This window comes from Mycolicibacterium neoaurum (assembly GCF_036946495.1).
GTDB classification, from domain to species: domain Bacteria; phylum Actinomycetota; class Actinomycetes; order Mycobacteriales; family Mycobacteriaceae; genus Mycobacterium; species Mycobacterium neoaurum_B.
This window is the reverse complement of the sequence record NZ_JAQIIX010000002.1, coordinates 2123463-2147331: the sequence shown is the minus strand read 5'-3', so window position 1 is coordinate 2147331 and position 23869 is coordinate 2123463. Positions and strand designations below refer to the sequence as shown.

General features: G+C 65.1%; 23 protein-coding genes. 16 read left to right on the top strand and 7 right to left on the bottom strand.

The genetic code is table 11. From position 1 onward, the window contains the following. Window positions 1–116 precede the first annotated feature (116 nt). Window positions 117–650, top strand: a complete 534-nt coding sequence (locus PGN27_RS15635) for a peptidase (protein ID WP_335326939.1) — start codon at window positions 117–119, stop codon at window positions 648–650. A 437-nt stretch (window positions 651–1087) separates the two neighbouring features. Further along, the gene (locus tag PGN27_RS15630) at window positions 1088–1486 is read left to right on the top strand and encodes a helix-turn-helix transcriptional regulator (RefSeq protein ID WP_030137603.1); all 399 of its coding nucleotides are present in this window, start codon (window positions 1088–1090) and stop codon (window positions 1484–1486) included. Between the two features lie 64 nt (window positions 1487–1550). Here the strand turns inward: PGN27_RS15630 and PGN27_RS15625 are convergent, their stop codons facing one another. Then, window positions 1551–2696: a hypothetical protein gene (locus PGN27_RS15625; RefSeq protein WP_335326938.1), complete on the bottom strand. Its 1146-nt coding sequence runs from the start codon at window positions 2694–2696 to the stop codon at window positions 1551–1553. Further along, window positions 2693–3184, bottom strand: a complete 492-nt coding sequence (locus PGN27_RS15620) for a DUF955 domain-containing protein (RefSeq protein WP_335326937.1) — start codon at window positions 3182–3184, stop codon at window positions 2693–2695. The genes PGN27_RS15625 and PGN27_RS15620 overlap by 4 nt, the downstream gene beginning before the upstream one ends. Window positions 3185–3537: 353 nt before the next feature. On the opposite strand from PGN27_RS15620, the gene PGN27_RS15615 reads away from it, so the two are divergent. Genes PGN27_RS15615 through rraA form a run of 6 tightly spaced genes read left to right on the top strand, consistent with a single transcriptional unit; the run spans window position 3538 to window position 7470 of the window. Further along, window positions 3538–4194 (top strand): DUF6474 family protein, encoded by a 657-nt coding sequence (locus PGN27_RS15615; protein ID WP_335326936.1) that lies wholly within the window; start codon window positions 3538–3540, stop codon window positions 4192–4194. Beyond that, a complete protein-coding gene (locus PGN27_RS15610) occupies window positions 4191–4706 on the top strand; it encodes a copper resistance CopC family protein (protein WP_335326935.1) in 516 nt (171 codons plus the stop codon). Before PGN27_RS15615 ends, PGN27_RS15610 begins: the two co-directional genes overlap by 4 nt. Beyond that, window positions 4703–5629 (top strand): CopD family protein, encoded by a 927-nt coding sequence (locus PGN27_RS15605; RefSeq protein ID WP_335326934.1) that lies wholly within the window; start codon window positions 4703–4705, stop codon window positions 5627–5629. Before PGN27_RS15610 ends, PGN27_RS15605 begins: the two co-directional genes overlap by 4 nt. A gap of 60 nt (window positions 5630–5689) precedes the next feature. Next, window positions 5690–6184, top strand: coding sequence for a hypothetical protein (locus tag PGN27_RS15600; protein ID WP_335326933.1), 495 nt, complete (start codon window positions 5690–5692; stop codon window positions 6182–6184). Between the two features lie 45 nt (window positions 6185–6229). After that, complete coding sequence (locus tag PGN27_RS15595) at window positions 6230–6985, top strand: MerR family transcriptional regulator (RefSeq protein ID WP_335326932.1); 756 nt, start codon at window positions 6230–6232, stop codon at window positions 6983–6985. Then, the gene (gene rraA / locus PGN27_RS15590; protein WP_335326931.1) at window positions 6982–7470 is read left to right on the top strand and encodes a ribonuclease E activity regulator RraA; all 489 of its coding nucleotides are present in this window, start codon (window positions 6982–6984) and stop codon (window positions 7468–7470) included. The genes PGN27_RS15595 and rraA overlap by 4 nt, the downstream gene beginning before the upstream one ends. A 112-nt stretch (window positions 7471–7582) precedes the next feature. Here the strand turns inward: rraA and PGN27_RS15585 are convergent, their stop codons facing one another. Further along, window positions 7583–9052, bottom strand: coding sequence for a flavin-containing monooxygenase (locus tag PGN27_RS15585; RefSeq protein ID WP_335326930.1), 1470 nt, complete (start codon window positions 9050–9052; stop codon window positions 7583–7585). Window positions 9053–9129: 77 nt separating this feature from the next. On the opposite strand from PGN27_RS15585, the gene PGN27_RS15580 reads away from it, so the two are divergent. From PGN27_RS15580 to PGN27_RS15570, 3 genes are read left to right on the top strand one after another with little or no spacing between them, the layout of a single operon-like run. Then, complete coding sequence (locus tag PGN27_RS15580; protein ID WP_335326929.1) at window positions 9130–9762, top strand: TetR/AcrR family transcriptional regulator; 633 nt, start codon at window positions 9130–9132, stop codon at window positions 9760–9762. 25 nt (window positions 9763–9787) lie between these two features. Further along, entirely contained in the window at window positions 9788–10990 is a 1203-nt protein-coding gene (gene dinB / locus PGN27_RS15575; protein ID WP_335326928.1) for a DNA polymerase IV, read from the top strand. A 48-nt stretch (window positions 10991–11038) separates the two neighbouring features. After that, window positions 11039–11329, top strand: a complete 291-nt coding sequence (locus PGN27_RS15570) for a YiaA/YiaB family inner membrane protein (protein ID WP_335326927.1) — start codon at window positions 11039–11041, stop codon at window positions 11327–11329. Here the strand turns inward: PGN27_RS15570 and PGN27_RS15565 are convergent. Beyond that, window positions 11326–12336, bottom strand: a complete 1011-nt coding sequence (locus PGN27_RS15565; protein WP_335326926.1) for a PHP domain-containing protein — start codon at window positions 12334–12336, stop codon at window positions 11326–11328. The genes PGN27_RS15570 and PGN27_RS15565 overlap by 4 nt on opposite strands. A gap of 88 nt (window positions 12337–12424) precedes the next feature. Between PGN27_RS15565 and PGN27_RS15560 the strand changes: the two genes are divergently transcribed. The 4 genes from PGN27_RS15560 to PGN27_RS15550 all read left to right on the top strand — a co-directional run bounded on the left by PGN27_RS15560 (window position 12425) and on the right by PGN27_RS15550 (window position 15840). After that, the gene (locus tag PGN27_RS15560; protein ID WP_335326925.1) at window positions 12425–13582 is read left to right on the top strand and encodes an EspA/EspE family type VII secretion system effector; all 1158 of its coding nucleotides are present in this window, start codon (window positions 12425–12427) and stop codon (window positions 13580–13582) included. Further along, complete coding sequence (locus PGN27_RS25740; RefSeq protein ID WP_418888603.1) at window positions 13579–13902, top strand: ESX-1 secretion-associated protein; 324 nt, start codon at window positions 13579–13581, stop codon at window positions 13900–13902. The genes PGN27_RS15560 and PGN27_RS25740 overlap by 4 nt, the downstream gene beginning before the upstream one ends. Further along, window positions 13902–14423 (top strand): YbaB/EbfC family DNA-binding protein, encoded by a 522-nt coding sequence (locus tag PGN27_RS15555; RefSeq protein ID WP_335326924.1) that lies wholly within the window; start codon window positions 13902–13904, stop codon window positions 14421–14423. Before PGN27_RS25740 ends, PGN27_RS15555 begins: the two co-directional genes overlap by 1 nt. Window positions 14424–14649: 226 nt before the next feature. After that, window positions 14650–15840 carry a 9-bladed beta-propeller domain-containing protein gene (locus PGN27_RS15550; protein WP_335326923.1) on the top strand — a complete coding sequence of 397 codons (1191 nt, stop codon included), beginning with the start codon at window positions 14650–14652 and terminating at the stop codon, window positions 15838–15840. A gap of 19 nt (window positions 15841–15859) precedes the next feature. Here PGN27_RS15550 and PGN27_RS15545 read toward each other — a convergent pair whose 3' ends face one another. Further along, entirely contained in the window at window positions 15860–16144 is a 285-nt protein-coding gene (locus PGN27_RS15545; protein WP_335326922.1) for a hypothetical protein, read from the bottom strand. A gap of 216 nt (window positions 16145–16360) precedes the next feature. Between PGN27_RS15545 and PGN27_RS15540 the strand changes: the two genes are divergently transcribed. Further along, the gene (locus PGN27_RS15540; protein ID WP_335326921.1) at window positions 16361–17215 is read left to right on the top strand and encodes an LLM class F420-dependent oxidoreductase; all 855 of its coding nucleotides are present in this window, start codon (window positions 16361–16363) and stop codon (window positions 17213–17215) included. A gap of 421 nt (window positions 17216–17636) precedes the next feature. Here the strand turns inward: PGN27_RS15540 and PGN27_RS15535 are convergent, their stop codons facing one another. Together PGN27_RS15535 and gltB are read right to left on the bottom strand one after the other, a co-directional pair. Continuing rightward, a complete protein-coding gene (locus tag PGN27_RS15535; protein WP_335326920.1) occupies window positions 17637–19103 on the bottom strand; it encodes a glutamate synthase subunit beta in 1467 nt (488 codons plus the stop codon). Further along, a complete protein-coding gene (gltB, locus tag PGN27_RS15530) occupies window positions 19096–23694 on the bottom strand; it encodes a glutamate synthase large subunit (protein WP_335326919.1) in 4599 nt (1532 codons plus the stop codon). The genes PGN27_RS15535 and gltB overlap by 8 nt, the downstream gene beginning before the upstream one ends. Window positions 23695–23869: the final 175 nt, after the last annotated feature.

The following is a 23869-nucleotide window of genomic DNA, read 5'->3' as shown; positions in this document are numbered from 1 at the left end:
CCTGCGTCTGGCTGGCACTCCGTTCCTCTTGCGTGCTAACCCGCCACTGCAGCATCCTGAGTCACAGCGACCCACAGCTGTGTCGGAGCAGCAGCGAGCGACTGTCGGGAGGCCAGATGGACACCGGTGCCGGTAAGGCGATCGAAATTGCCCCATTCCATTCGCGGGGCACACTCAAAGGCTTCGTGGTGTCGGGCCGGTGGCCGGATTCCACGAAGGAGTGGGCCCAACTGCTCATCGTCGCCGTTCGGGTGGCGTCACTGCCCGGCTTGTTGTCGACCACGACGATCTTCGGTGTCCGAGAGGAACTTCCCGACCAGCCCGAGCCCGGCACGGTGGGGCTCGTCCTCGCCGAGGGGCCGGTAGTTGGGGAATCGGCACTACCGCCCGGGTTCTTCGCCGATCACCAACCGCCCGCACTGTTGATGCTGCATCCGCCTTCGGAGACGACGCCGTCGCTGCCCGAGTGTGCCGGAGCGGCCTCCGGGTGCGTCCTGCTGCCCGGGCTTCCACATCTCGGCCTCGAACACCGCGCGGCGTGGGTGGAAGCGGAATCCGATGGCACCATCACCTCGATGGTCAGCAGGGTGGGCGTCGATCCGATCAGTCATCCGGACACCGCCATCATGGCGATGCTGCTCGCGGCGTGAGCCGCCCGCGTCGATAACGGTTCGGCCGCAAATCGGCCGGAACGGCCCCCCTGCGGCCAGCAATTCTGTTGCACCTCTCCAGGTGGCGGGTGTTTACCTGTCCTGGACTTCGCCCGCCGCCATAGCAAAGTGCTTAATCAACTTTGCTGTGTGACGCGTGAGCACAGGCGATCAGCTCTGGGGTCAGTGTGACAACATGTCAAGATCAGTTGTTCCCGGCAAAACAACGCCCGCGTCATTATTTTCTTCGCCAGCTTTGACGACCGCTCGATGATCAGAGCGTTGACGTGCACTACATGCCCTCGCTCGACGCCCAAACTGGGGGTAGTGTTACTTTTCAGTGGTTTGCACTTGGTTGTGGCGTTAACTCTCGCTACGATGATCAGCAAATACGAAGCACGTGCACTTCGCTCGTACGCCATGTGGAGGAAAGTTAGATGAGCAAGACGTTCGCCGCCCGATTGAACCGCCTGTTCGATACGGTTTACCCTCCGGGCCGGGGACCTCATACGTCTGCCGAGGTGATCGGCGCGCTGAAGGCCGAGGGCGTCACGATGTCCGCTCCGTACCTCTCCCAGCTGCGTTCGGGCAACCGGACCAACCCGTCGGCCACCACGATGACCGCCCTGGCCAACTTCTTCCGCATCAAGCCCGCCTACTTCACCGACGACGAGTACTACGAGAAGCTCGACAAGGAGCTGACCTGGCTGGCCAACATGCGCGACGAGGGCGTGCGCCGCATCGCCGCACGCACCGTCGGCCTCTCGCCGGAGTCGCAGCAGGATCTCGCGCAGAAGGTCGACGAGCTGCGTCGCCGGGAGAACCTCGACGGCTGAATCCCTCCACGGATCACCACCCGAACGGTGCCGAGCGCATGAGCGCGCGGCACCGTTCGTGCGTTCAGCGGTGTTCGACCAGCTCTCGATACTGCTCGGCGATCGCCAGGATCCATTCCCGGTCGGAGAATGTCGTGGGCTGCCGCAGCCAGTTCACGCCGGGGAACGAGGCGTGCGTCTCGGCGGTGACGCCATCGCGGCCGTCGTAGATCCACCTGGCGATGCCGCGAGCCTGTTCCTCGGCCGGTACCGGCGGCGAGTCCAGGTCGGCGATATCGGCAATATTGAGCGTCTGCTCGGTATCGGACTTGCCACCCCCGGAGGTGGTCCGTCGATGCTCACTCTCGGCAGCGATCGCCTCCAGGTAGAGCGAATCCGAGATGAGCGACATCTGCTCGGCCACCCTGAACAACAAGGGTCCGCGTGGTCGCACGCCGATCCCGACGTCGGGGTGACGTTCGTTGAGTTCGGCCAGCAGCGGCGCGATCACCCGCATCTCACGGCGCGCACCGAACCAGTCCTCGACGCTGGGTAGCAGCGCACCGCCGCCGACGACGGCCATCGCGCAGCCCAGCAGCGTGGCGGCCGCTCCGACGCCGAGCGCATCGGTGGTCCCGAGGGCGCGAAGCAGGAAGAAGGCGCTCGCCAGCACGATGAGCACCATGCCCATGCTGAAGACGAACAGCGCCCGCCCGCGTCGGGTGCGATTGGAGTGGCGAACCCCCGCCCAGGCGACCAGCGTCAACGCCAGCAGGACGTAGAGCATCGGTAACAGCCAGGCCGACGAACCGCCCGGGGCGAGGTGGTGGCGCAGGTACTCCTCGGGGGCCATCTCGGCTTCCTTCCCCCTGCGGAAGAACCCGACCAAGGTCACCACGGCGATCCCGGCGGCGAAGGCGTATTGCCCGATGGCGATCCGGCGGATCGTGGCCGGCGTGCGATCGGAGGCCACGGTGGTGATCATCACGCAGCTGCCCGCCGCACACGCGATCAAAGCCACCTGACTCAGCGCCACCGACACATTCGGCCAGCGCAGCGCGGTGTCGATGAGCAGGGTCAGCGGCTGCCAGTTGAGGGCTGCGACGATGCCCAGACTCCCCAGCGCGAGGATCATCGCGGTACTCACCAGGGATTGCTTGTTCACCAACGCCCAGCCGATTCGTAGGCCGGTGGCCAATCCGAGCAGACCGGCGATCACCCAGACCGTCAACCAAACGCCTCCCCGAGCCGCACCTGCACGATCGATGATCGATCCGAGGGCAATCGGCCCAGCCGGTAGATCAGCAACGCGGCGAAATCCTCGGCCTCCTGCTCGGCCTCCTCGCCCGCCGGTCCCATGCAGCCGGTGCGCTGATTCAGCATGTAGCCGATGAGATCCGAACCTGCGAGCTCGGTGACCTCCAGGGCGGCCTCGACGACCGGCGTACCGGCATGCCCGAGGACGAGGTGTCCCAGTTCGTGGGCCAGCGTCCGGTCCCAGGCCGGCAACCCCTTCTGGATCAGGAACACGTCATGGTCGGCGTACTGACGCCATTGACCGCACACTCCGGCAGGGAGATCGGCCATCTTGATCTGGATCGGGCGGCCCTGGTCCTCGGCGACCGCCTCGACCAGCCGTGGCAGTGTGACCTCACCCCGGCGCGGGGCCAGATCGAGAACAGAACTCACCGCACGGGTCACGCGACGGCTCGCAGGCATGGGGGCTCCTTTCCGACCATTCCACTATGGCGCTGACGTTCGCTGAACGGGAGAGAAACGCTCAACTCGCGAGCCACCCGGGCGGCCCGCCGAGTCCTCGGTATCGCCGAATTTGCTGGCGTGGCTCCGAATCCACGTCGTCACCATCCCTTGCACCTCGGTAGGCAGATCGGCAGCCCTTCCGGCAATTCTCGCACATCGCGCCAGACGTGTTTGCTGACGCAGCCCCCCGGCCAGGTCCCCGGGGCAGCGAAATGCGAGGCATGGTAAGAGCGATAGGGTTGGCCGCGACGTAGGCATGTGCTGTGCCGACCGCATGACACATCGACGATTATGACCGGGAGGCGCCGCCGATGGCCCTGTTCAAGCGACGCAAGAGCCGGGCGACACGGCGTGCCGAAGCCAAGGCGATCAAGGCGAAAGCCAAGCTCGAGGCCAAGCTGGCGGCCAAAAATGACGCCCGGCGCATCAAGGCCGACCGCAAGGCCGCGACCCGTGCGGTCAAGGCGCAGCTCAAGGCCCAACATGACAGCGACCGGGCCGCCCTGAAGGTGGCTGAAACCCAACTCAAGGCGGTTCGTGAGGGCAAGCTGCTCTCACCGGCCAAGATCCGCCGTGCGCTGACAGTGTCGCGCCTGCTGGCTCCGGTGCTGGTGCCCCTGGCGTATCGGGGCGCGATCGCGGTGCGCGGTCTGCTCGATCAACGGCGTGCGGATCAGCTGGGTGTCCCGCTGAGTCAGGTGGGCCAGTTCTCCGGCCACGGGGCCGCACTGTCGGCGCGCATCACCGGTGCCGAACAGGCCGTACGCCGAGTCGCCGAGAAGAACCCCAAGGATGCCGAGACCCGCGCATTCGTCTCCGCGATCAACGATCGCCTCACCGATCTCGCGGCGGCCGTGACCGCCGCGGAGAACATGCCGTCGGCGCGCCGCCGTTCGGCGCATGCGGCCATCGGTGACCAGCTCGACGGTATCGACGCCGATATCCTGGCCCGGCTCGGTCTGCCGTGATCCGACTTCTTGCCGCCGTGGTCGCGGCGCTGCTCGCGGTCCTCGGTTCCAGCGGCGCGGGTGTCGCGTCGGCGCACGCCGCGCTGGTGTCGTCCGATCCGCCGGCCGATGCGCAGCTTGCGGAGGCTCCGAGCACGGTCCGTGCGACGTTCAGCGAGGATCTGCAGAGTGCGTTCGCGGCTATGACGGTCGTCGGTCCGGACGGCAACCTGTGGTCGACCGGGGATCCTCGCATTGTCGGGCCGGTGGCCGAGGTCGACCTGCGACCGCTCGGGCCGGCAGGCACCTACACCGCCAATTACCGGGTGACGTCGGCCGACGGGCATGTCATCAGCGGATCCTGGTCGTTCGAGCTCACCGTCGCTCGCACCGCGACTCCCGGACCGCCCGTAGACCCGCCTGCCCCCGCCGAGCCGGCGGGCGAGCGCGGCCTGCCTGTGTGGCCCTTCGTCGCCGGCGCGGTGGTGCTCGTCGGCGCCGGGGTGTGGTGGAGCCGACGCCGACGTCCGTGAGCGATTTGCGGCGCGCCGGGCTGGGCGTCCTGGTAGCGACCGCGGGTCTGGTGCTGGCCTGGGCGCTGGCGCGTCCCCAGTTGTCCTTGACGATCGCGTCGACTCGCATGTTGGCCGATGGTTCGGCGGTGGTGGTGCTGGGCTTGGCCGTACTGCCGTATCTGGACACGGCGCGTTACCGGCCCGAGCTGGCGACGCGCAGATCGCCCGCGCTGGGCATGGCCGCGTGGTTGTGGCTGGCCGCCGAACTCGTGCGGTTGGTCACCGCGGCCGCTGCCACTGCCGCGGTGGGCATCGGCGATCTCGCGGTCGGCACGACGGTGCAGTATGCGACGGCGACCGTGGCCGGGCGCGCCGACCTGATCACGGTGCTGTGTGCCATCGCCGTCGGTGCCGCGGCGATCGCGGCGCGCGGTGCCGCGGCATCGGCGACGATCACCGGCGTTGCCGCGGTGGGCCTTGCCGCACGCACGCTGTCCGGTCACCTCTCCGAAAGCCCGCTCGGCGGCGTGGCCGTGACCCTGCACGTGCTGGCGGCGGCCGTGTGGTGTGGGTTGCTGGCTGCGATGCTGCTGACCATTCGCCATCGCGGACAGTGGGCGCGCCTGTTGCCGCGGTTCTCCATGTTGTCGCTGTGGTGTGTGCTGGTCCTGATCGCGGGAGGCATCGCGAGTGCGGCGGTGGCGATTCCACTGGATTCGCCATCGGCATTGGTGATGACGGGGTACGGGCGACTGCTACTGGCCAAGGTGGCGGTCACAGCCGCGTTGATGGTGCTGGCCTGGCAGAACCGGCGCTCATGGGTGCCGTCGGCGCGCGGGCACCGGGTGAGCGCCGAGGTCTCCAGTCGGCGCTCGGGCATCGAGCTGGCGCTCATGGCGGTGGCGCTGACATTGGCCGCCGCGCTGGCGGTCACGGGTTAGCCGAATCCGCGAACTGGCATGATGGGAATTCCGACAACTTCCTGCAGAGGAGTAACAGACATGGCCGACGAGCAGGACCTTCCCGAGCAGAAGGACCCGGCTGAATCGGGTCTGCCCGCGGACGGGCCCGCCGAGTCGGCGCCGGCCGAAAAGGCCGAGCCGGTGAAGAAGGCTCCCGCGAAGAAGGCCGCGCCGGCCAAGAAAGCTGCGCCCGCCAAGAAGGCCCCCGCCAAAAAGGCCGTGCCTGCGAAAAAGGCGGCCCCGGCGACGAAAGCCGCGCCCGTGAAGAAGGCCCCGCCGGCCAAGAAGACACCGCCGGTCACGCCCGACCCAGAGTCCGAAGCGCCCGCAGCTCCGACGGCGATCGCCAAGGAAGCTGCCAAAGAAGTTGCCGCCCAGGCCAAGTCGACCATTGCGGCCGCCTCGCCCGGCCCTGTGGTCGCACCTGCAGTCGGACCCGATCAATCCCGGTTGCCGCTGGCCGTGGCCGTCGCCGTCGGATTGCTCGCCGTCATCGTTGTCATCCTGTCCCGCCGCGGAGACAACCCTTCCTGATCCGCTCTTGACCCTGACGTGGCGTGAGGCCTCATAGTCGAGGTCATGGACGAACGGACCGTCGGCAGCGTCGCCGCGCTCACCGGCGTCTCGGTACGCGCACTGCACCATTACGACCACATCGGCCTGGTGGTGCCCAGTGTGCGGACCGCGGCTGGATACCGCGGTTACACCGATGCCGACGTGGAGCGGTTGCACCTGGTGCTCGTGTACCGCGAGGCCGGGCTGCCGCTCGACGAGATCCGTGTCCTGCTCGACGACCCCGAGGCCGACGAGCTGTCTCTGCTGCACCGCCAGCACGCGCTGTTACTGGAGCGTGCCGAGGGTCTGCAGCGCACCATCAAGGCAGTGGAGGAACTCATGGACGCGCACCGCTCAGGCATCCGGTTGACCGCCCAGGAACAGGTCGAGATTTTCGGTACCACCGCTTTCGGCACTGATTACGCCGTCGAGGCCGAGCAGCGCTGGGGTGATACCGATGAGTGGAAGCAGTCCCGGCGACGCGTCGCCCAGCTGAGCAAGCAGGACTGGATCGACATCAAGGCCGAGGGTGACGCCCTACTGGCGGATCTGGCCGCGGCCAAGCGGTCCGGTGTCACCGCGGGATCAACGGAGGCCGACGCGTTGGCCGCCCGGCACCGTGCCTCGATCGAACGCTTCTATGACTGCGGCGGGCAGATGCACCGGAACCTGGTCGAGATGTATCTCGCCGATTCCCGATTCACCGCGTACTACGACGATGTGGAACCGGGGCTGGCGCAGTTCGTGCACGACATCGTCATCGCTAGCATCATGGAATGACTGTCCAGCCCCGCGCCACGGCCGATCTGGTCGACGAGATCTACCCCGACGTCCGCAGCTGTGATCTTCAGATGCGCAATTACGGTGCACGCGCCGCGTTCGCCGGTCCGATCACCACCGTGCGGTGCTTCCAGGACAACGCGCTGTTGAAGTCGATCCTGTCGACCCCTGGCGACGGCGGGGTCCTGGTCGTCGACGGTAACGGTTCGCTGCACACCGCGCTGGTCGGCGATATCATCGCCGGGCTCGCGGCCGAGAACGGCTGGGCCGGAGTGATCGTGCACGGTGCGGTGCGGGACGCAGCGACGCTGCGCACCATCGACGTGGGCATCAAGGCGTTGGGCACCAATCCGCGCAAGGGAACGAAAACCGGTGCCGGAGAACGCGATATCGAAGTCAGCTTCGGTGGTGTGACGTTCGTTCCCGGCGAGATCGCCTATAGCGACGAGGACGGGATTGTGGTCGTCGCCGGAGGCGACGCGTAAGCCCCGTTGCCGGAGGCGACGCATAGGCCCCGTTGCCGCAACCCCTTCACGCCAAGAGACGCAAAACTGCCGTTTCCTGTTGCTTTTCGGCAGTTTTGCGTCTCTTGACGGGTCAGGCCGAGACGGCCGCGCGGTGCTTGGTGAACAGCAGCGATTCCTCGTCGACCTTGCCGTACCGGATGGTGCGCAGGTCGATGAAGTAATTCTGCTTGAGCCGCCACGGCGCCTCCGAACCCGACTTGGGCAGCGAGTCCATGGCCCGGCGGAAGTAGCCCGGGGTGAAGTCCATGAAGGGCTCTTCCTTGACCGCAGATCCGGGATGCTGGGGCTCGACACGGTCGAATCCGTTGTCGTCCATGTAGTTCAGTACCCGGCAGATGAACTCGGACACCAGATCCGCCTTCAGTGTCCACGAGGCATTGGTGTAACCGAAGGTGATCGCCATGTTGGGCACACCCGAGAGCATCAGACCCTTGTAGGTCATCGACTTGGTCAGGTCGATCGGCTCGCCGTTGCGCAAGGGCTTGGCGCCGCCGAATAGCTGCATGTTCAAACCGGTTGCGGTGATGATGATATCGGCGTCCAGATGCTGCCAGGAGGTCAGCTGGATTCCGGTCTCGTCGAAGCGCTCGATGGTGTCGGTGACGACGTCGGCCTTACCGGAGCGGATGGTCTTGAACAGATCACCGTTGGGGGCCAGACACACTCGCTCGTCCCAAGGGTTGTAGCGCGGGCTGAAGTGCTTGTCGTAGTCGAAATCCTTGGGCAGTCGACGGGTGGCCATCTGGCGCAGCGCGCGCTTGAACACCGACGGGAACCGCCGAGCGATCTGGTACTGGCCGGTGGCGTAGCCGATCGCCTTCCAGCGATTCACGAAGTGCGCCATGTTCTTCGGCAGATACTTGTTGGCCTGCGCCGCCACCGGATCCTCCAGCGGCAGGGCCCCGATGTAGGTAGGCGAGCGCTGCAGCATGGTGACATGACCGGCTCCCCCGTCGACCAGCGACGGAATGAGGGTCACCGCGGTCGCTCCGGACCCGATCACAACGATCTTCTTGCCCGCGTAGTCAAGATCCTCCGGCCAGTGCTGCGGGTGGATGATCTTGCCCGTAAAGTCCTCGGCGCCGGCGAAGGTCGGCGAGTAGCCCTCGTCGTAGTTGTAGTAGCCACTGCAGACCGAGAGGAACGAAGCGGTGATCTGCTTCTCCTGACCGTCCGCCTCGACGGTCACGGTCCACCGGTTGTCGGCGTCGGACCAGTCCGCCGCCGTGACCCTCTGGCCGGTGCGGATGTGCTTGTCGATGCCGTTCTCGACGGCGGCCTCGTTGATGTAGTTCCAGATCGACGCGCCATCGGCGATCGACCGGGACGAGGTCCACGGCTTGAACCGGAATCCGAGGGTGAACATGTCGGAGTCGGAGCGGATACCGGGGTACTTGAACAGATCCCAGGTACCGCCGATGTTCTCCCGGCGCTCCAGGATGACGTAGCTCTTGGACGGACAGCGGTCCTGCAGATGCCAGGCGGTGCTGATGCCCGAGATGCCGGCACCGACGATCACGACGTCGAAGTGTTCGTTCATGGGACCGACGGTATCAACATGGTGTTGAGTCAGTCAACGGTGTGTCGAGAAAGTCGACACGGTGTTAAGGTTGGGCTGTGACCACCGCCAGCCCGAGTCGCGGACGTCGTGCCGCGCGGCCCTCCGGGGACGAACGGCAGCAGGCGATCCTTGACACCGCATCCCGGCTCATCGAGCAACGGCCCTTCGCCGATATCTCGGTCGACGACCTGGCCAAGGGCGCAGGCATCTCGCGCCCGACCTTCTACTTCTACTTCGCCTCCAAGGAGGCGGTATTGCTGTCGCTGATGGATCCGCTGATCAAACGCGCCGACACCGGTTTCGACAACGCCATGGACACCATGCCCGCCGAGCCACACGAAGCGATCCGGCGCGGTATCGAGATCTTCTTCAGCTCCTTCGGGTCGCACCCGGCCACCGCGCGCGCCGGAGTGGAGGCCGTCAACACCGTTCCCGAATTCCGGGCCGTGTGGGCCGGCCTGATGCAGAAGTGGATCGGATTGACCGCTGCGTTGATCAACGCAGAACGGCAGCGCGGTGCGGCCCCGCACACGTTGCCCGCCCTCGATCTGGCGACATCGTTGAACTTGATGAACGAGAAGATGATGATGGCAGCGCTCGCCGAGGACCGACCGTCGGTCGAACACGACCGTGTCGTGGACACCCTCACTCACATCTGGCTGACCAGCATTTACGGCACCACGCCCTGATCTTGTCGGTGCCGGATGCGAACATATGTTCGTGTCCGGAGCGACCGTTCTGCACGCTGATCTCGACTCGTTCTATGCCTCCGTCGAGCAGCGCGATGATCCGAGCCTGCGCGGCAAGCCGGTCATCGTCGGCGGCGGCGTGGTGCTTGCGGCGAGTTACGAGGCCAAGGCCTACGGCGTACGCACCGCGATGAGCGGCCATCAGGCCAGACGTCTCTGCCCGCAGGCCATCGTCGTCCCGCCGCGGATGCGGGCGTACTCCGCGGCCAGCCGGGACGTCTTCCAGGTCTTCCACGACACCACGCCGCTCGTTGAACCGGTATCGGTCGACGAAGCCTTCCTCGACGTGGGCGGCCTCGGGCGGGTGTCCGGCACGCCGGTACAGATAGCCGCGCAATTGCGGGAGCGAGTGCGTGTGGATGTCGGGCTCCCCATCACCGTCGGGATCGCCCGCACGAAATTCCTGGCCAAGGTCGCCAGCCAAGAGGCCAAGCCCGACGGGCTGCTCCTCGTCCCGCTGGACGGCGAACTGGCATTCCTGCATCCGCTGCCGGTTCGCCGGCTCTGGGGTGTCGGCGCCAAGACCGCCGACAAGTTGCACGCGCACGGTATCCACTCCGTCGCCGATGTCGCCGAACACAGCGAAGCGTCCTTGGGTGCCATGGTCGGCCCAGCGATGGGCAGGCAACTATTCGCCTTGGCGCACAACATCGACCGCCGACGAGTCACCCCCGGGCTACGGCGACGCTCGGTGGGGGCACAACGGGCATTGGGACGGTCGGGCAGCGGTATGTCCGCGGCCGAGATCGATGCCGTCGTCATCAATCTCGTGGACCGAATCACCCGGCGGATGCGGGCATCGGGACGCACCGGGCGCACGGTTGTACTGCGCTTGCGGTTCGCCGATTTCGGCCGGGTGACCCGTTCACACACCATGCCGCAGGCGACCGCGGCCACCGATGCGGTGCTCGCCGCGGCGCGAGAACTGGTGGCTTCCGCCGCTCCTTTGATCGCCGAACGCGGACTGACGCTGGTCGGTTTTGCGGTGTCCAATATCGATCGCGATGGTGCCGCGCAGTTGGAGCTGCCCTTCGGCGCGCCGGTTGATCAGGGTGCGCTGGACACCGCCGTGGACGAGGTGCGCAAGCGCTTCGGCAACACCTCGGTCACCCGCGGGGTGCTGTTGGGCCGCGACCCAGGTCTGGAGATGCCGATGCTGCCGGATTGAGTAGTTTCACCGATTCGCCGCACAGCCACTCTGCGGCAGTGTGGCGCCATGAACGCATTCAGCGACACGGCAAAGGTCACCGCGGCTTTCGCCCTGCAGGCGCACATCGCCTTCGGAGTGAGTTTCCTCGGCGTGCTGGCCGGTATCACGTTCCTGCCCCTGGACTTCTGGCAGCGCATGTTCCTGGGAATGTCGGTGCTGTTTCTCGTCACCAGCGCCTTCACGCTGGCCAAGGTGATCCGCGATCAGCAGGAATCAGCCAGCGTGCATGCCCGCATCGATGAGGCGCGGATGGAAAAGCTGATCGCCGAACACAATCCGTTCACGTCCGCGAGCTAGCGTTTCTGGTCTGCCCACTCCAGCAACCGCTCGGCCGACCAGCTGTTGACGATGCGGTCCAGCGGGACCGCGGCGTCGAGTGCCCGCTGCGCGCCGTAGCCGAGGAAGTCGAGCTGGCCTGGGGCGTGGGCATCGGTGTCGATGGAGAAATCGCACCCGATCTCCAGTGCCAGATCAAGCAATCGAGTGGGCGGATCGCGGCGTTCGGGTCGCGAATTGATCTCCACCGCAACACCATTGTCTCGGCACGCGGTGAACACTGCTTCGGCGTCGAATTGTGATTCGGGGCGCGTGCCTCGGCCGCCCTCCACCAGCCGACCGGTGCAATGGCCCAGGATGTTTGCCTGCCCTCCGCTGACCGCGCGCACCATTCGGCGAGTCATCGAGGGTGCGTCCATCTTGAGCTTGGAGTGCACGCTGGCGACGACGATGTCCAGGCGCTCGAGTAGCTCGGGTTCCTGATCCAGCTTGCCGTCATCCAGGATGTCCACCTCGATCCCGGTGAGAATGCGCATCGGCCGAAATTGTTCGCGGAGTTCGTCGATGACATCGAGCTGTCGGCGCAATCTGTCTGCAGACAGTCCATTGGCGACCGTCAGCCGCGGGGAGTGGTCGGTCAACGCGCAGTATTCGTGGCCGAGCTCTTTGGCGGCGGCCATCATCTCGGGGATCGGTGCTGAGCCGTCCGACCAGTTCGAGTGCAGGTGCAGATCTCCTTTGAGTGCTGCACGTATCTCGCCGCCGCCCAGGTCGGCGGCCGACTCGCGCAGCGCCACCAGCGTCTCGGGCTCGCGGCCGGCCCACGCCTGCGCGATCACCGTCGCGGTCTTGGGTCCGATGCCCGGCAGCGTCTGCCAGCTGTTCGTCTTGCCCGCCTTCTCGCGCTGCTCGGGCGTCATGGCCTCCACCACGTCGGCGGCCTTGCGGTAGGCCATCACACGCCGAGAATCCTCGCGGGCGCGATCCTTGTAGTAGGCAATCCGGCGAAGAGCCTGAACGGGATCCATGCCTCCAGTGTGCTCCCGGACGCAAATTTGATGCACTGCGCCACTGACGACTGGCGGTAATGTCAATCGAGGCGTTTAAGGGGGGCACATGGGCCGGTGGGAAGGCTTTGAAGACCTGTTCACCATTGCGAACGGCGTCCGCAGCGGCGTCCAAGACGTGACAGGGCTCGTCGGTGACATAGCCACTTTTGATGCTCATGGGATTGCAACTAACGGTCGCAAGGTCATGGGAGACATCGGCGACGTTCTCACTGGACTCGAGGGCTTGGGCGGCAGTGTCGGCCAGATACCTGCCAGATACGCGGACAGTGTTCTCGGCAAAATGTCCGATTCCAAGATCCTCGCGGCGGCCCAACTCGGCATCGAGGCCATGCAGGCAACGACCGGTTCGGGAACTCCTCAGGACGGCACTCCGCTTAGGGAATCATCTACGCGTCTCGAGCAGGCGGTGGAGACCTTGATCGATGCGGCTCCGAAGGAGGATCGCTGGGACGGCACCGCTTCAGGCGTCTACAAGGCGACAAACGCATCGCATCGCCGGCTCACCTCTGGCGTTCAAGTCGCCGATTCGGCCATTGCGGCGATAATCGACACACAGGCCGGGCAGGTCGCCCGCACCCGCCAGACGCTCTCGGACACCTCGCAGTTCCTTTATGACTACGGGCTGGCGACGGCATGGATGAACTTCGTACCCGGTGGTGCGGCCGCAAAAGCTGTCGGTGACCTCGCTACGGCGACTGCAGCATTGGCCACAGCTGGCGTCACAATGGAGATTCTGACCAAGAACGTCTTCGAGAATGCGCTGCGCCTACGCGGCCAACTTGAGCACTACTCCGCGGCAAAGGGCGACACCGCGGGAGCGAACGCGCATTGCGACGATCCGTTTCCCGTGCCGGACGAGCTTCCTGCCCCCAGCCCGTCGACCCCGATACCTGGCGGCAACTCCGAAATACCGCCGACCAGAATGGATCCCGGCACTCCATACACTCCTCCGCAACCGATAATCCCACCCCAGTACGGACCCCCCGCCGTGCCGATGGCCACGGGGCCGTCCCTGTCTACAACCACCTCGCCGGGCCCACCGCCGCGTCCGGCGGCTCCAACCCCGAGCACTGCAGCACCGGCAGGTGCTCCCGCGATGCAGGGGGCCGCTCAGGGCACCATTGCTTCCCAGCGGGCACCGGTAGCCCACGGCACAGATGTGAGCCGTCACTCCCCCGGCAACCAGGATCGGATCAGCGAATGACGACAGACCACGAGAAGAACCTCACAGTTCTCACCGATCATGTTCGGACTCTCGCAAAAGCTCAAGACGCCGCGGTAGATCTGTTCACCGGCGCGAACCGGTCAGCCCTGGGTCTGGCCGACCGGCTTTGGTCCACGCACGGAATAATCTGCGCACCCATGAATATGGTCATGGGCCTGGCCGACACTGCGCGCCACGACGCGGGGTTGCAGCTGGTGAAAGTTTCGAACGACTTGTCGTCAAGACTACGAGACGCAGCTTCCAACTATGATTCAACCGACGCTGCCAAGGCTGGCGACCTCGGTAGCTGCCAATTCTGATGAATACCAGGGACACCGACCCATGGAACGACGAGGATCCTGACGAAAACGACGGCGGAACACTTCATGAGTTCAGCTTCGCCGACCTCGACGTATTTGCCACAGATCATTGTGCCGAACCAGACTCTCCCGGTGTCAGATCCTGGTCCGACGACGCCACCGACGAGCCAGCTGACACCCAAGTTGACGCACTGCTCTTCACGGTCGCGAATCCAGCCGACTCAGTCAGCGCGACCGCACTCATCGGCGGTCAGATCTACCGCATCGATCTATCGCCACAGGTTGAGTCAATGACAGAGGCCGAGTTGAGCGACGAAATTCTCTTCATCGCGTCGCTGGCAAGTCAGCAAGCCCTGGCTGGCCAGCACCTCTTGGTCAGTGCGCACATGACATCTATGGGTTCTGATCGTGTAGCCACACAGTCATTTCTCGAGCACAGCTTGCGACTCCCGACTCCTGAGGCTGTGCTCGCAACGAAGGCACGAGTGTTCGCCGACAGGTATCTGGATCAGGATGACTGAGGTAGAACCACCGTCAGGACGCAACGGTCAACGATCCTCACGTCGGACCAAACTCTATGTTGCAGTTGCATTATCGGTGGCTCTGATCGGCGTAGGCATCGCTGCGACCATATGGTGGCAAAGGTCAGGGCAACTCTCCCACAATCGCGCGAGTTGGCAACCGTCACCACAACCCGAACTAGTCGCCACGATGACCTCTCCTCCCGTTCCAGGATGGTCACTCTCGATGATGCAAATCGGACTACCGGCACCCTCTGCCGGTGAGACCAGCAGAGTCGCAGTCGGAAACGGCGAGTTCGATCCGGCCGGCGTCATCGGATCGACTGGCAGTCACATGTATCTGCTGGCGCGCAGCGGCAGCGAACCCGACCTCCGATGGTGGTTCGTCGGCATTGAGGTTCGCAACGGATCGCCACTCTTCGCGCCGGTCGACCTCGGCTCCAGCGCTCGGCCCCCACGGTGCTTTCTCAATGGACACGAAGCGATCGTCTGCCTGTACGACGACTACACCAAGGCCACTGCTTACATCATTGATGCTGGCAACGGTCAGCTGACCTACAACGGTCCGTCCGAAGTGCGGCTCGCCCCAGGGGAACTGACCGCAACTCAGGCTGGAAGTTACCTCGTTGCGAGCACACCAGATCAGGGTGTCTTCGGAGTCGGACCACAAGCTCAAACGACTTGGTTCGTGCCTGGCAATGGGTCCTTGTCCGGGACAACGAACTACGACCTCGCGGCGCAGTCCAACGCCAACCCGAGCATTGAGTCCATGACTGTCTTCAATCTCGCAGACGGCAGCCCCCTGCACCTCGACATCCCCGACGGCGCGCGGGTCGAGAGCGTTGTGATGTTGAGCGACGGACTCGCGGCCGAGATTGCCACCGGCCAAAGTGCGGCCGAGACGTACCTCTTCGACAGCACGGGTCGGCGGACGAGTGCCGACCCGGTATCGGGAAAGATCTTGTCCATCGCTGGGGACCTCCTGATTATTGGCAACGACGGCGATCAATGGTCCGTGTTGACCGAACAGGGTGAACGACTGCTACAGATAAACGAGCCTCCGCCGCACGGATCCCGAAGAGTCGGTGCGAACTTATTCGTCAACGAATCTGATCAGTCGCAATTCCCGTCCTGGCGACGATTCGATCTGAAGTCCGGCCGAGAAAGCCCAGGTCCCACTTGCGATTTCGATATGGGACGCCGCTTGTTGGGAACACACGGAGACATAGCCGTTCTTGCAGTCACCAATCCAAAGGCCGGCTACCTCGCCAAGGCCTGGAACTTGACCACATGCGAGCCGGTATGGTCGCTTCCTTCAGCCGTCGACTCACTTGCGCGCCTATGGCAGATCGACGGTGTCCTGGTTGCCTTATCAGCCGACGGTACCGAGCTTTACGCATTGGACGGACGCGGCTAATTTGTTTGTCGGCGCCGAACTACTCTGCGAAGTCGCCGCTGCTTCTGTCAAAACGGACCCTCGACCAGATGGCCAGCGGTACGCCGACAATGCCCATCCACGTCAGCACATGAGTAATCATGGGCGCATCACCGATACCGATAGCCGCTGCCAGCAATTTGATGCCCTTACCGGTGTCGCGCACCGGCCCGGTGTCCTCCAATGCGCCAGGAACCATGCACACTCCGACCACGAACGCACCGATCGACAGTCCGGCCAGATAGCCTGCCAACGGCCCGAGGACGGCCGCAACACGGTCTAACATCACCCCCCAGTACACGAGATCGATAGTAAGCAGAAACGATCGCGAGCCTGTTGCTCAAGGACTGGAACACGCACACCTCGGTTCGTTCCGCGGGTGTGGCGTGTCGGCTCCAACCTGATTCAGCTTTCCGCTGATGGGACGGAACTCAGCTCACTCGTCCCGCCAGGACAGTGACGCAGGACGGAATTTCTCGGCGACGTGACGAGTTCACCAAGTGTGGACTTTGCCTTCAAAACCTCACCGCAGAACACCACCTGGTCGGACATGCTGGCCATCTGGAAGACCGCCGACGACATCGACGTCTTACAGTCGGGGTGGACCTTCGACCACTTCTACCCGATCTTCTCCGATTCGAGCGGTCCGTGCATGGAGGGCTGGACGACGCTGACTGCGCTCGCCCAGGCCACCGAGCGGCTGCGGGTGGGGGTGCTGGTCACCGGCATCCATTACCGACACCCCGCCGTGCTGGCCAATATGGCCTCGGCGCTGGACATCATCTCCGGTGGCCGCCTGGAACTCGGGATCGGCGCCGGCTGGAACGAGGAGGAGTCCGGCGCCTACGGCATCGAGCTCGGCACCATCAAGGAGCGTTTCGACCGCTTCGAGGAGGCGTGCGAGGTCCTCAAGGGGCTGCTGAGCCAGGAATCCACCACGTTCGACGGCAAGTTCTACCAACTGAAGGACGCCCGAAACGAGCCGAAGGGCCCGCAGCAGCCGCATCCCCCGTTCTGTATCGGCGGCAGCGGTGAGAAGCGCACGCTGAGGATCACCGCGAAGTACGCCGACCACTGGAACTTCGTGGGCGGCACCCCGGAGGAGTTCGCCCGCAAGCGCGACGTGCTGGCTGCGCATTGCGCCGATCTCGGTCGCGATCCCAAAGAGATCACGCTCTCGGCCCATATCCGGCTCGGCGAGGATCGCAACTATCGCAGAGTCGTCGAAGACGCCATCGCGTTGGGCGCCGAGGGCCTGGACCTTGCGATCATCTACTTGCCGCCGCCGTACGACCCCGCGGTCTTGGAACCGCTCGCCGAGACCATCAGGGATTCGGGACTGCTGACCCGTTCCTAAATATGACGGTCACGAAATTATTACGATTCGGCAAACCCTGCTCGATCCGGTCCGCCGCTCGCCGGCGGGCCGGATCAGCAGCCGTATCGAAGTAACTCAGCCGACGTGATGAGCCGCTCGTGCTTAGCTGGGAAATCCCGGCTGCGGCGTGGGTGACGTAGCCATGACCAGGCGATTCGACTCACCCGTGACCGTGAATTGGGCGTCATGTACACGGTAGGAACTCCTACGGTCGGCGAATAGCTGCACCGTGGGGTCACTTTACTCCGACGACCCCTGTGCAGCCATTAGACACCTGTGACGCGGCTAACACCAACCGGCACGCCGATTAAAAATCGGATGTTTCCTGTGTGACTGATGTTGCTGATGTGATCTGACGGTAGTAGCTACCGCTCCGACGGCATGGCCTCCAGACCGACTCTTATCGCTGTGGCGCCGCCGTCGGCGCAATCGGTCGCGGCAGCGCCGACTCACCCATCAGGTAACGGTCGACACCGGCCGCGGCGGCGCGGCCCTCGGCGATCGCCCACACGATGAGGGACTGCCCACGACCCATGTCACCGGCCACGAAGACGCCGGGAACATTGGTCTGGAAGTCCTTGTCGCGGGCGACGTTGCCGCGATCGGTCAGCTCGACTCCGAGGTCGGTGAGCAGGCCCTCGCGCTCGGGGCCCACGAAGCCCATCGCCAGGAAGACGATATCGGCCTCGAGTTCGAAGTCCGAACCCTCGACCTTCTCGAACTTCCCGGCCTTCATCTGCACCTCGTGCACCTTCAGCGAGTTCACCCGGCCGTCGGTTCCGACGAACTCTTCGGTATTGACCGAGAAGACGCGCTCGCCGCCCTCCTCGTGCGCCGAAGCCACCCGATACATCAGCGGGTAGGTCGGCCACGGGGTCGACTCGGCCCGCGTCTCCGGCGGGCGCGGCATGATCTCGAACTGGTGGACGCTCGCCGCACCCTGGCGGTGCGCGGTGCCCAGGCAGTCGGCACCGGTGTCGCCGCCGCCGATGATGACGACCTTCTTGCCCTTGGCGGTGATCGGCGGTTCGCCGTCCGCTCCGGCCACGTCATCACCCTGCTGCAGGCGGTTGGCCCACGGCAGGTACTCCATCGCCTGGTGGATGCCGTCGAGTTCGCGACCGGGGATCGGCAGGTCGCGCCAGGCGGTGGCACCGCCGGCGAGCACGACGGCGTCGTACTCCTCGTCCAACTGCTCGACGGTGATGTCCACGCCGACGTTCACGCCCGTGCGGAACTGCGTCCCTTCGGCCGCCATCTGCTCCAGCCGGCGGTCGATATGGCGCTTCTCCATCTTGAACTCGGGAATCCCGTAGCGCAGCAACCCGCCGATCCGGTCAGCACGTTCGAACACCGTGACGCTGTGACCGGCCCGGGTCAACTGCTGCGCGGCGGCCAGCCCGGCCGGGCCGGAGCCGACGACAGCGACCTTCTTCATCGTCCGGACGGTCGGGACCATGGGAGTGACCCAACCCTCGTCGAAGGCGTTGTCGATCAGCTCGACCTCGACCTGCTTGATGGTCACCGGATCCTGGTTGATTCCCAGCACACAGGACGCCTCGCACGGCGCGGGACACAGCCGGCCGGTGAATTCCGGGAAGTTGTTGGTGGCGTGCAGCCGCTCGATACCGTCGCGCCAGCGGTCCCGGTACACCAGATCGTTCCACTCGGGAATCAAGTTACCCAGGGGACAACCGTTGTGACAGAACGGAATACCGCAGTCCATGCACCGCGACGCCTGCACCTGCAGGGTCTCGTGGTCGAACTCCTCGTAGACCTCTTTCCAGTCCTTCAGGCGCAGGTCGACCGGCCGCCGCGCCGGCGTCTGACGGACGGTGTGCTTGAGGAAACCGCTCGGATCAGCCACGGGCCGCCGCCATGATCGCCTCGCCCACGTCCTGGCCGGAGTTCTCGGCCTCCTCGATGGCTGTCAGCACCCGCTTGTAATCACGGGGCATCACCTTGACGAATTGCTTGGCCGCACCATCCCAGTCGGCCAGGATCCGGCGGCCCACCGCCGAATCCGTCGTATCGACATGCGCCACGATCATCTCCTGCAACACCTCGAGGTCCTCGGCGCTCAGGTCGTCCAGATCGACCATCTCGCCGTTCACATTGCCGGGCAGTCGCCCGTCCGGGTCGTAGACATATGCGACGCCGCCGGACATGCCCGCCGCGAAGTTGCGACCGGTGCGGCCGAGGATGACGACCTTGCCACCGGTCATGTACTCGCAACCGTGATCGCCGACGCCCTCGACGACGGCGTGGGCACCCGAGTTGCGCACCGCGAACCGCTCACCGACCTGACCGCGCAGATACGCCTGCCCGGTCGTCGCACCGAACAGGATCACGTTGCCGGCGATGATGTTGTCTTCGGCCACATAATCGCTAGGCGCGTTGCCGGGCGGGCGCACCACGATCCGACCACCGGAAAGTCCCTTGCCGACATAGTCGTTGGCGTCGCCGTGCACCCGCAGCGTGATACCGCGCGGCACGAACGCCCCGAAGCTGTTACCCGCCGAACCTTCGAAGGTGATGTCGATGGTGCCGTCGGGAAGCCCTTCGCCGCCATAGGCTTTGGTGACTTCGTGGCCCAGCATAGTGCCAACGGTCCGGTTGACGTTGGCGATCTTGGTGGTGAAACGCACCGGCGTTCCGTCATCCAGCGCCTCGCGGCACTGGGTGATCAGCTGCTGATCCAGGGCCTTGTCCAGCCCATGATCCTGACGCGAGCTGCAGTACAGGTCCTGGTTCATGAACGCGGACTCGGGCTCGTGCAACACCGGCGCGAGATCCAGCTTGTGCGCCTTCCAGTGCGCGGCGGCCCGTGTGGTGTCCAGCGCACCCACCTGACCGACCATCTCGTTGATCGTGCGGAATCCCAACTGCGCCATCAGCTCTCGAACTTCTTCGGCGATGAACATGAAAAAGTTCTCCACGAACTCGGGCTTGCCGTTGAAACGCTGACGCAGCAGCGGATTCTGGGTCGCGACGCCCACCGGGCAGGTGTCCAGATGGCACACCCGCATCATGATGCAACCCGACACCACCAGCGGCGCGGTGGCGAAGCCGAACTCCTCGCCGCCGAGCAACGCGGCGATCACCACATCGCGGCCGGTCTTGAGCTGGCCGTCGACCTGGACGACGATGCGATCACGAAGGCCGTTGAGCAGCAGGGTCTGCTGAGTCTCGGCAAGCCCGAGCTCCCAGGGAGCGCCGGCATGCTTCTGCGAGGTCAGCGGGGTGGCACCGGTACCGCCATCGTGCCCGGAGATGAGCACCACGTCGGCATGCGCCTTGGAGACGCCCGCGGCGACGGTGCCGACACCGTTCTCACTGACCAGCTTCACGTGGATACGCGCCGACGGATTGGCGTTCTTCAGATCGTGGATCAGCTGCGCCAGATCTTCGATCGAGTAGATGTCATGGTGCGGCGGCGGGGAGATCAGACCGACACCGGGCGTGGAGTGCCGCACCTCCGCGACCCACGGGTACACCTTGTGGCCCGGAAGTTGGCCGCCCTCACCGGGCTTGGCGCCCTGGGCCATCTTGATCTGGATATCGGTGCAATTGGTCAGGTAGTGGCTCGTCACGCCGAAGCGGCCGGAGGCAACCTGCTTGATGGCACTACGCCGCCAATCCCCGTTCTCGTCGGGTTCGAAGCGGTCGACGCTCTCGCCGCCCTCACCGGAGTTCGAGCGCCCGCCGAGGCGGTTCATGGCGATCGCCAAGGTCTCGTGCGCCTCGGCCGAGATCGAGCCGTAGCTCATGGCACCGGTCGAGAACCGCTTGACGATTTCGCTGGCCGGCTCCACCTCGTCGAGCGGAACTGGTTCGCGCACACCTTCTTTGAACTTCAGCAGGCCGCGCAAGGAGGCCATCCGCTCACTCTGGTCGTCGACCAGCTTGGTGTACTCCTTGAACACCTCGTACTGCCCGGTGCGGGTCGAGTGCTGCAGCTTGAACACGGTGTCGGGGTTGAACAGGTGGTATTCACCCTCGCGACGCCACTGGTACTCACCGCCGACCTCGAGCTCGCGGTGCGCCCACTCGTCGGGCCGATCCAGGTACGCCAGCTCGTGGCGGGCTGCGACATCGGCGGCGATATCGTCGAGGTCGATACCGCCGGTGGGACAGTGCAACCCGGAGAAGTACTCGTCGAGCACCCGCTGGTTGATGCCGATGGCCTGGAACAGCTGGGCGCCGGTGTAGGAGGCCAGTGTGGAGATGCCCATCTTCGACATCACCTTCAGCACGCCCTTGCCGGCGGCCTTGACGTAATTGGCCTTGGCTGCGTCGCTGGACAGACCGGTGATGACACCGCGGTCGATCATGTCGTCGATCGACTCGAAGGCCATGTAGGGGTTGATGGCGGCGGCGCCGAATCCACACAGCATCGCCATGTGGTGCACCTCGCGGGCGTCACCGGACTCGACGACCAGCCCGACCTGGGTGCGGGTGCGCTCGCGGACCAGATGGTGGTGCACGGCGGCGACCGAGAGCAATGAAGGGATCGGAGCCAGCCACTCAGTGGATTCGCGGTCGGACAGCACGATGATGCGGGCGCCGTTGCGGATGGCCTGGCTGACCTTGGTGCGGACGTCCTCCAACGCGCGGCGCAGACCGGCCCCGCCGTCGGCGACGGGGTACAGACAGCTCACCACCGCGGCGCGCATGCCGTGCTTGTGGCCGTTGATCTCGTGGTCGGGATCGACATCGACGAGCTTGGACAGATCGGCGTTACGCAGGATCGGCTGAGGCAGCACGATCTGGCGGCAGGAGTTCTCGTCCGGGTTGAGAAGGTCGCCCTCGGGGCCGACGGTGCCCTGCAGGCTGGTGACGACCTCTTCACGGATAGCGTCCAGCGGCGGATTGGTCACCTGGGCGAACAGCTGCTGGAAGTAGTCGTAGAGCATCCTCGGTCGCTGCGACAACACGGCGATCGGGGTGTCGGTGCCCATCGAGCCCAACGCCTCGGCACCGGTGCGCGCCATCGGCGCGACCAGCAAGTTCAGCTCCTCGTAGGTGTAACCGAAGGCCTGCTGACGCAGCACGACGCGGTGGTGCGGCATCTTGACGTACTTGCCGGGGGGCAGATCGTCGACATGGAAGAGACCGGCGTCCAGCCATTCCTGATAGGGATGCTCGGCCGCAAGCTGCGACTTGATCTCCTCGTCGGAGACGATGCGGCCCTGCGCCGTGTCGACCAGGAACATGCGGCCCGGCTGCAACCGGATCTTCTGCACGACGGTGGACGGGTCGAGGTCCAGCACACCGGCCTCGGAGGCCATCACGACCAAACCGTCCTGGGTCACCCAGATGCGCGATGGGCGCAGGCCGTTGCGGTCGAGCACGGCGCCGATGACGGTGCCATCGGTGAAGCACACCGACGCCGGTCCATCCCACGGCTCCATCAGTGACCCGTGGTACTGGTAGAACGCCCGCAGCGCCGGGTCCATCTCCGTATTGCGCTCCCAGGCCTCCGGGATCATCATCAGCACCGCGTGCGCGATGCTGCGACCGCCCAGGTGCAGCAGCTCGAGCACCTCGTCGAAACGAGCGGTGTCCGATGCGCCGGGGGTGCAGACCGGGAAGATCTTGTTCAGGTCGTTGTGGTACCCGAAGACGTCCGTGTGGATCAGCGCCTCACGGGCCTTCATCCAGTTCTCGTTGCCGGTGACGGTGTTGATCTCACCGTTGTGGGCGACGCGGCGGAACGGGTGCGCCAGCGGCCACGACGGGAACGTGTTGGTGGAGAACCGTGAGTGCACGATGCCCAGCGCGCTGGTCAACCGCTCGTCCTGCAGGTCCAGGTAGAAGGCCCGCAGCTGCGGAGTGGTCAGCATGCCCTTGTAGACGAATGTCTGTCCGGAAAGGCTTGGGAAGTAGACGGTTTCGCGCCCGGGGCCGTCCTGACCGGGGCCCTTGGTACCCAGCTCGTGCTCGGCGCGCTTGCGGATCACGTAGGCCCGACGCTCCAGATCCATGCCGGAGGCACCGGCGATGAAGACCTGTCGCAGCGTCGGCATGGCGTCGCGGGCGAGCGCACCCAAGGAGGAATCGTCGTGCGGGACGTCGCGCCAGCCGAGCAGCTGCAGCCCCTCGGCCTCGACGATCTTCTGCACGGCCTCGCAGGCAAGGTTGGCGTCGCGGGCGGACTGTGGGAGGAAAGCGATACCGGTGGCGTAGCTGCCCTCGGCGGGAAGCTCGAAGCCCAGGCCCTGCTCTTTGATCACCGCGCGCAGGAACTCGTCGGGAACCTGGATCAGGATGCCCGCACCGTCACCGGTGTTGGGCTCGGCCCCGGCGGCACCGCGGTGCTCGAGGTTCAGCAGCGCGGTGATCGCCTTGTCGACGATGTCGCGGCTGCGGCGACCGTGCATATCGGCCACCATGGCCACGCCGCATGAGTCGTGCTCGTATGCGGGGTTGTAGAGGCCGCTGGGCACATTTCCCATCGGTAATCCACCTGACCCTTACTCTCATGCCTGCGTGAATCGGCGTCCACTGTCGGCAGCTACCAGTGGCCTGGCGTTCGCGGCGCCTTCGTGCAGCACTGAACGACGGCGTTTACCCACTCGCCACAAGTTGCCAAAACGATATGACAAAGACCGCAAGGCATGCCAACTTAGC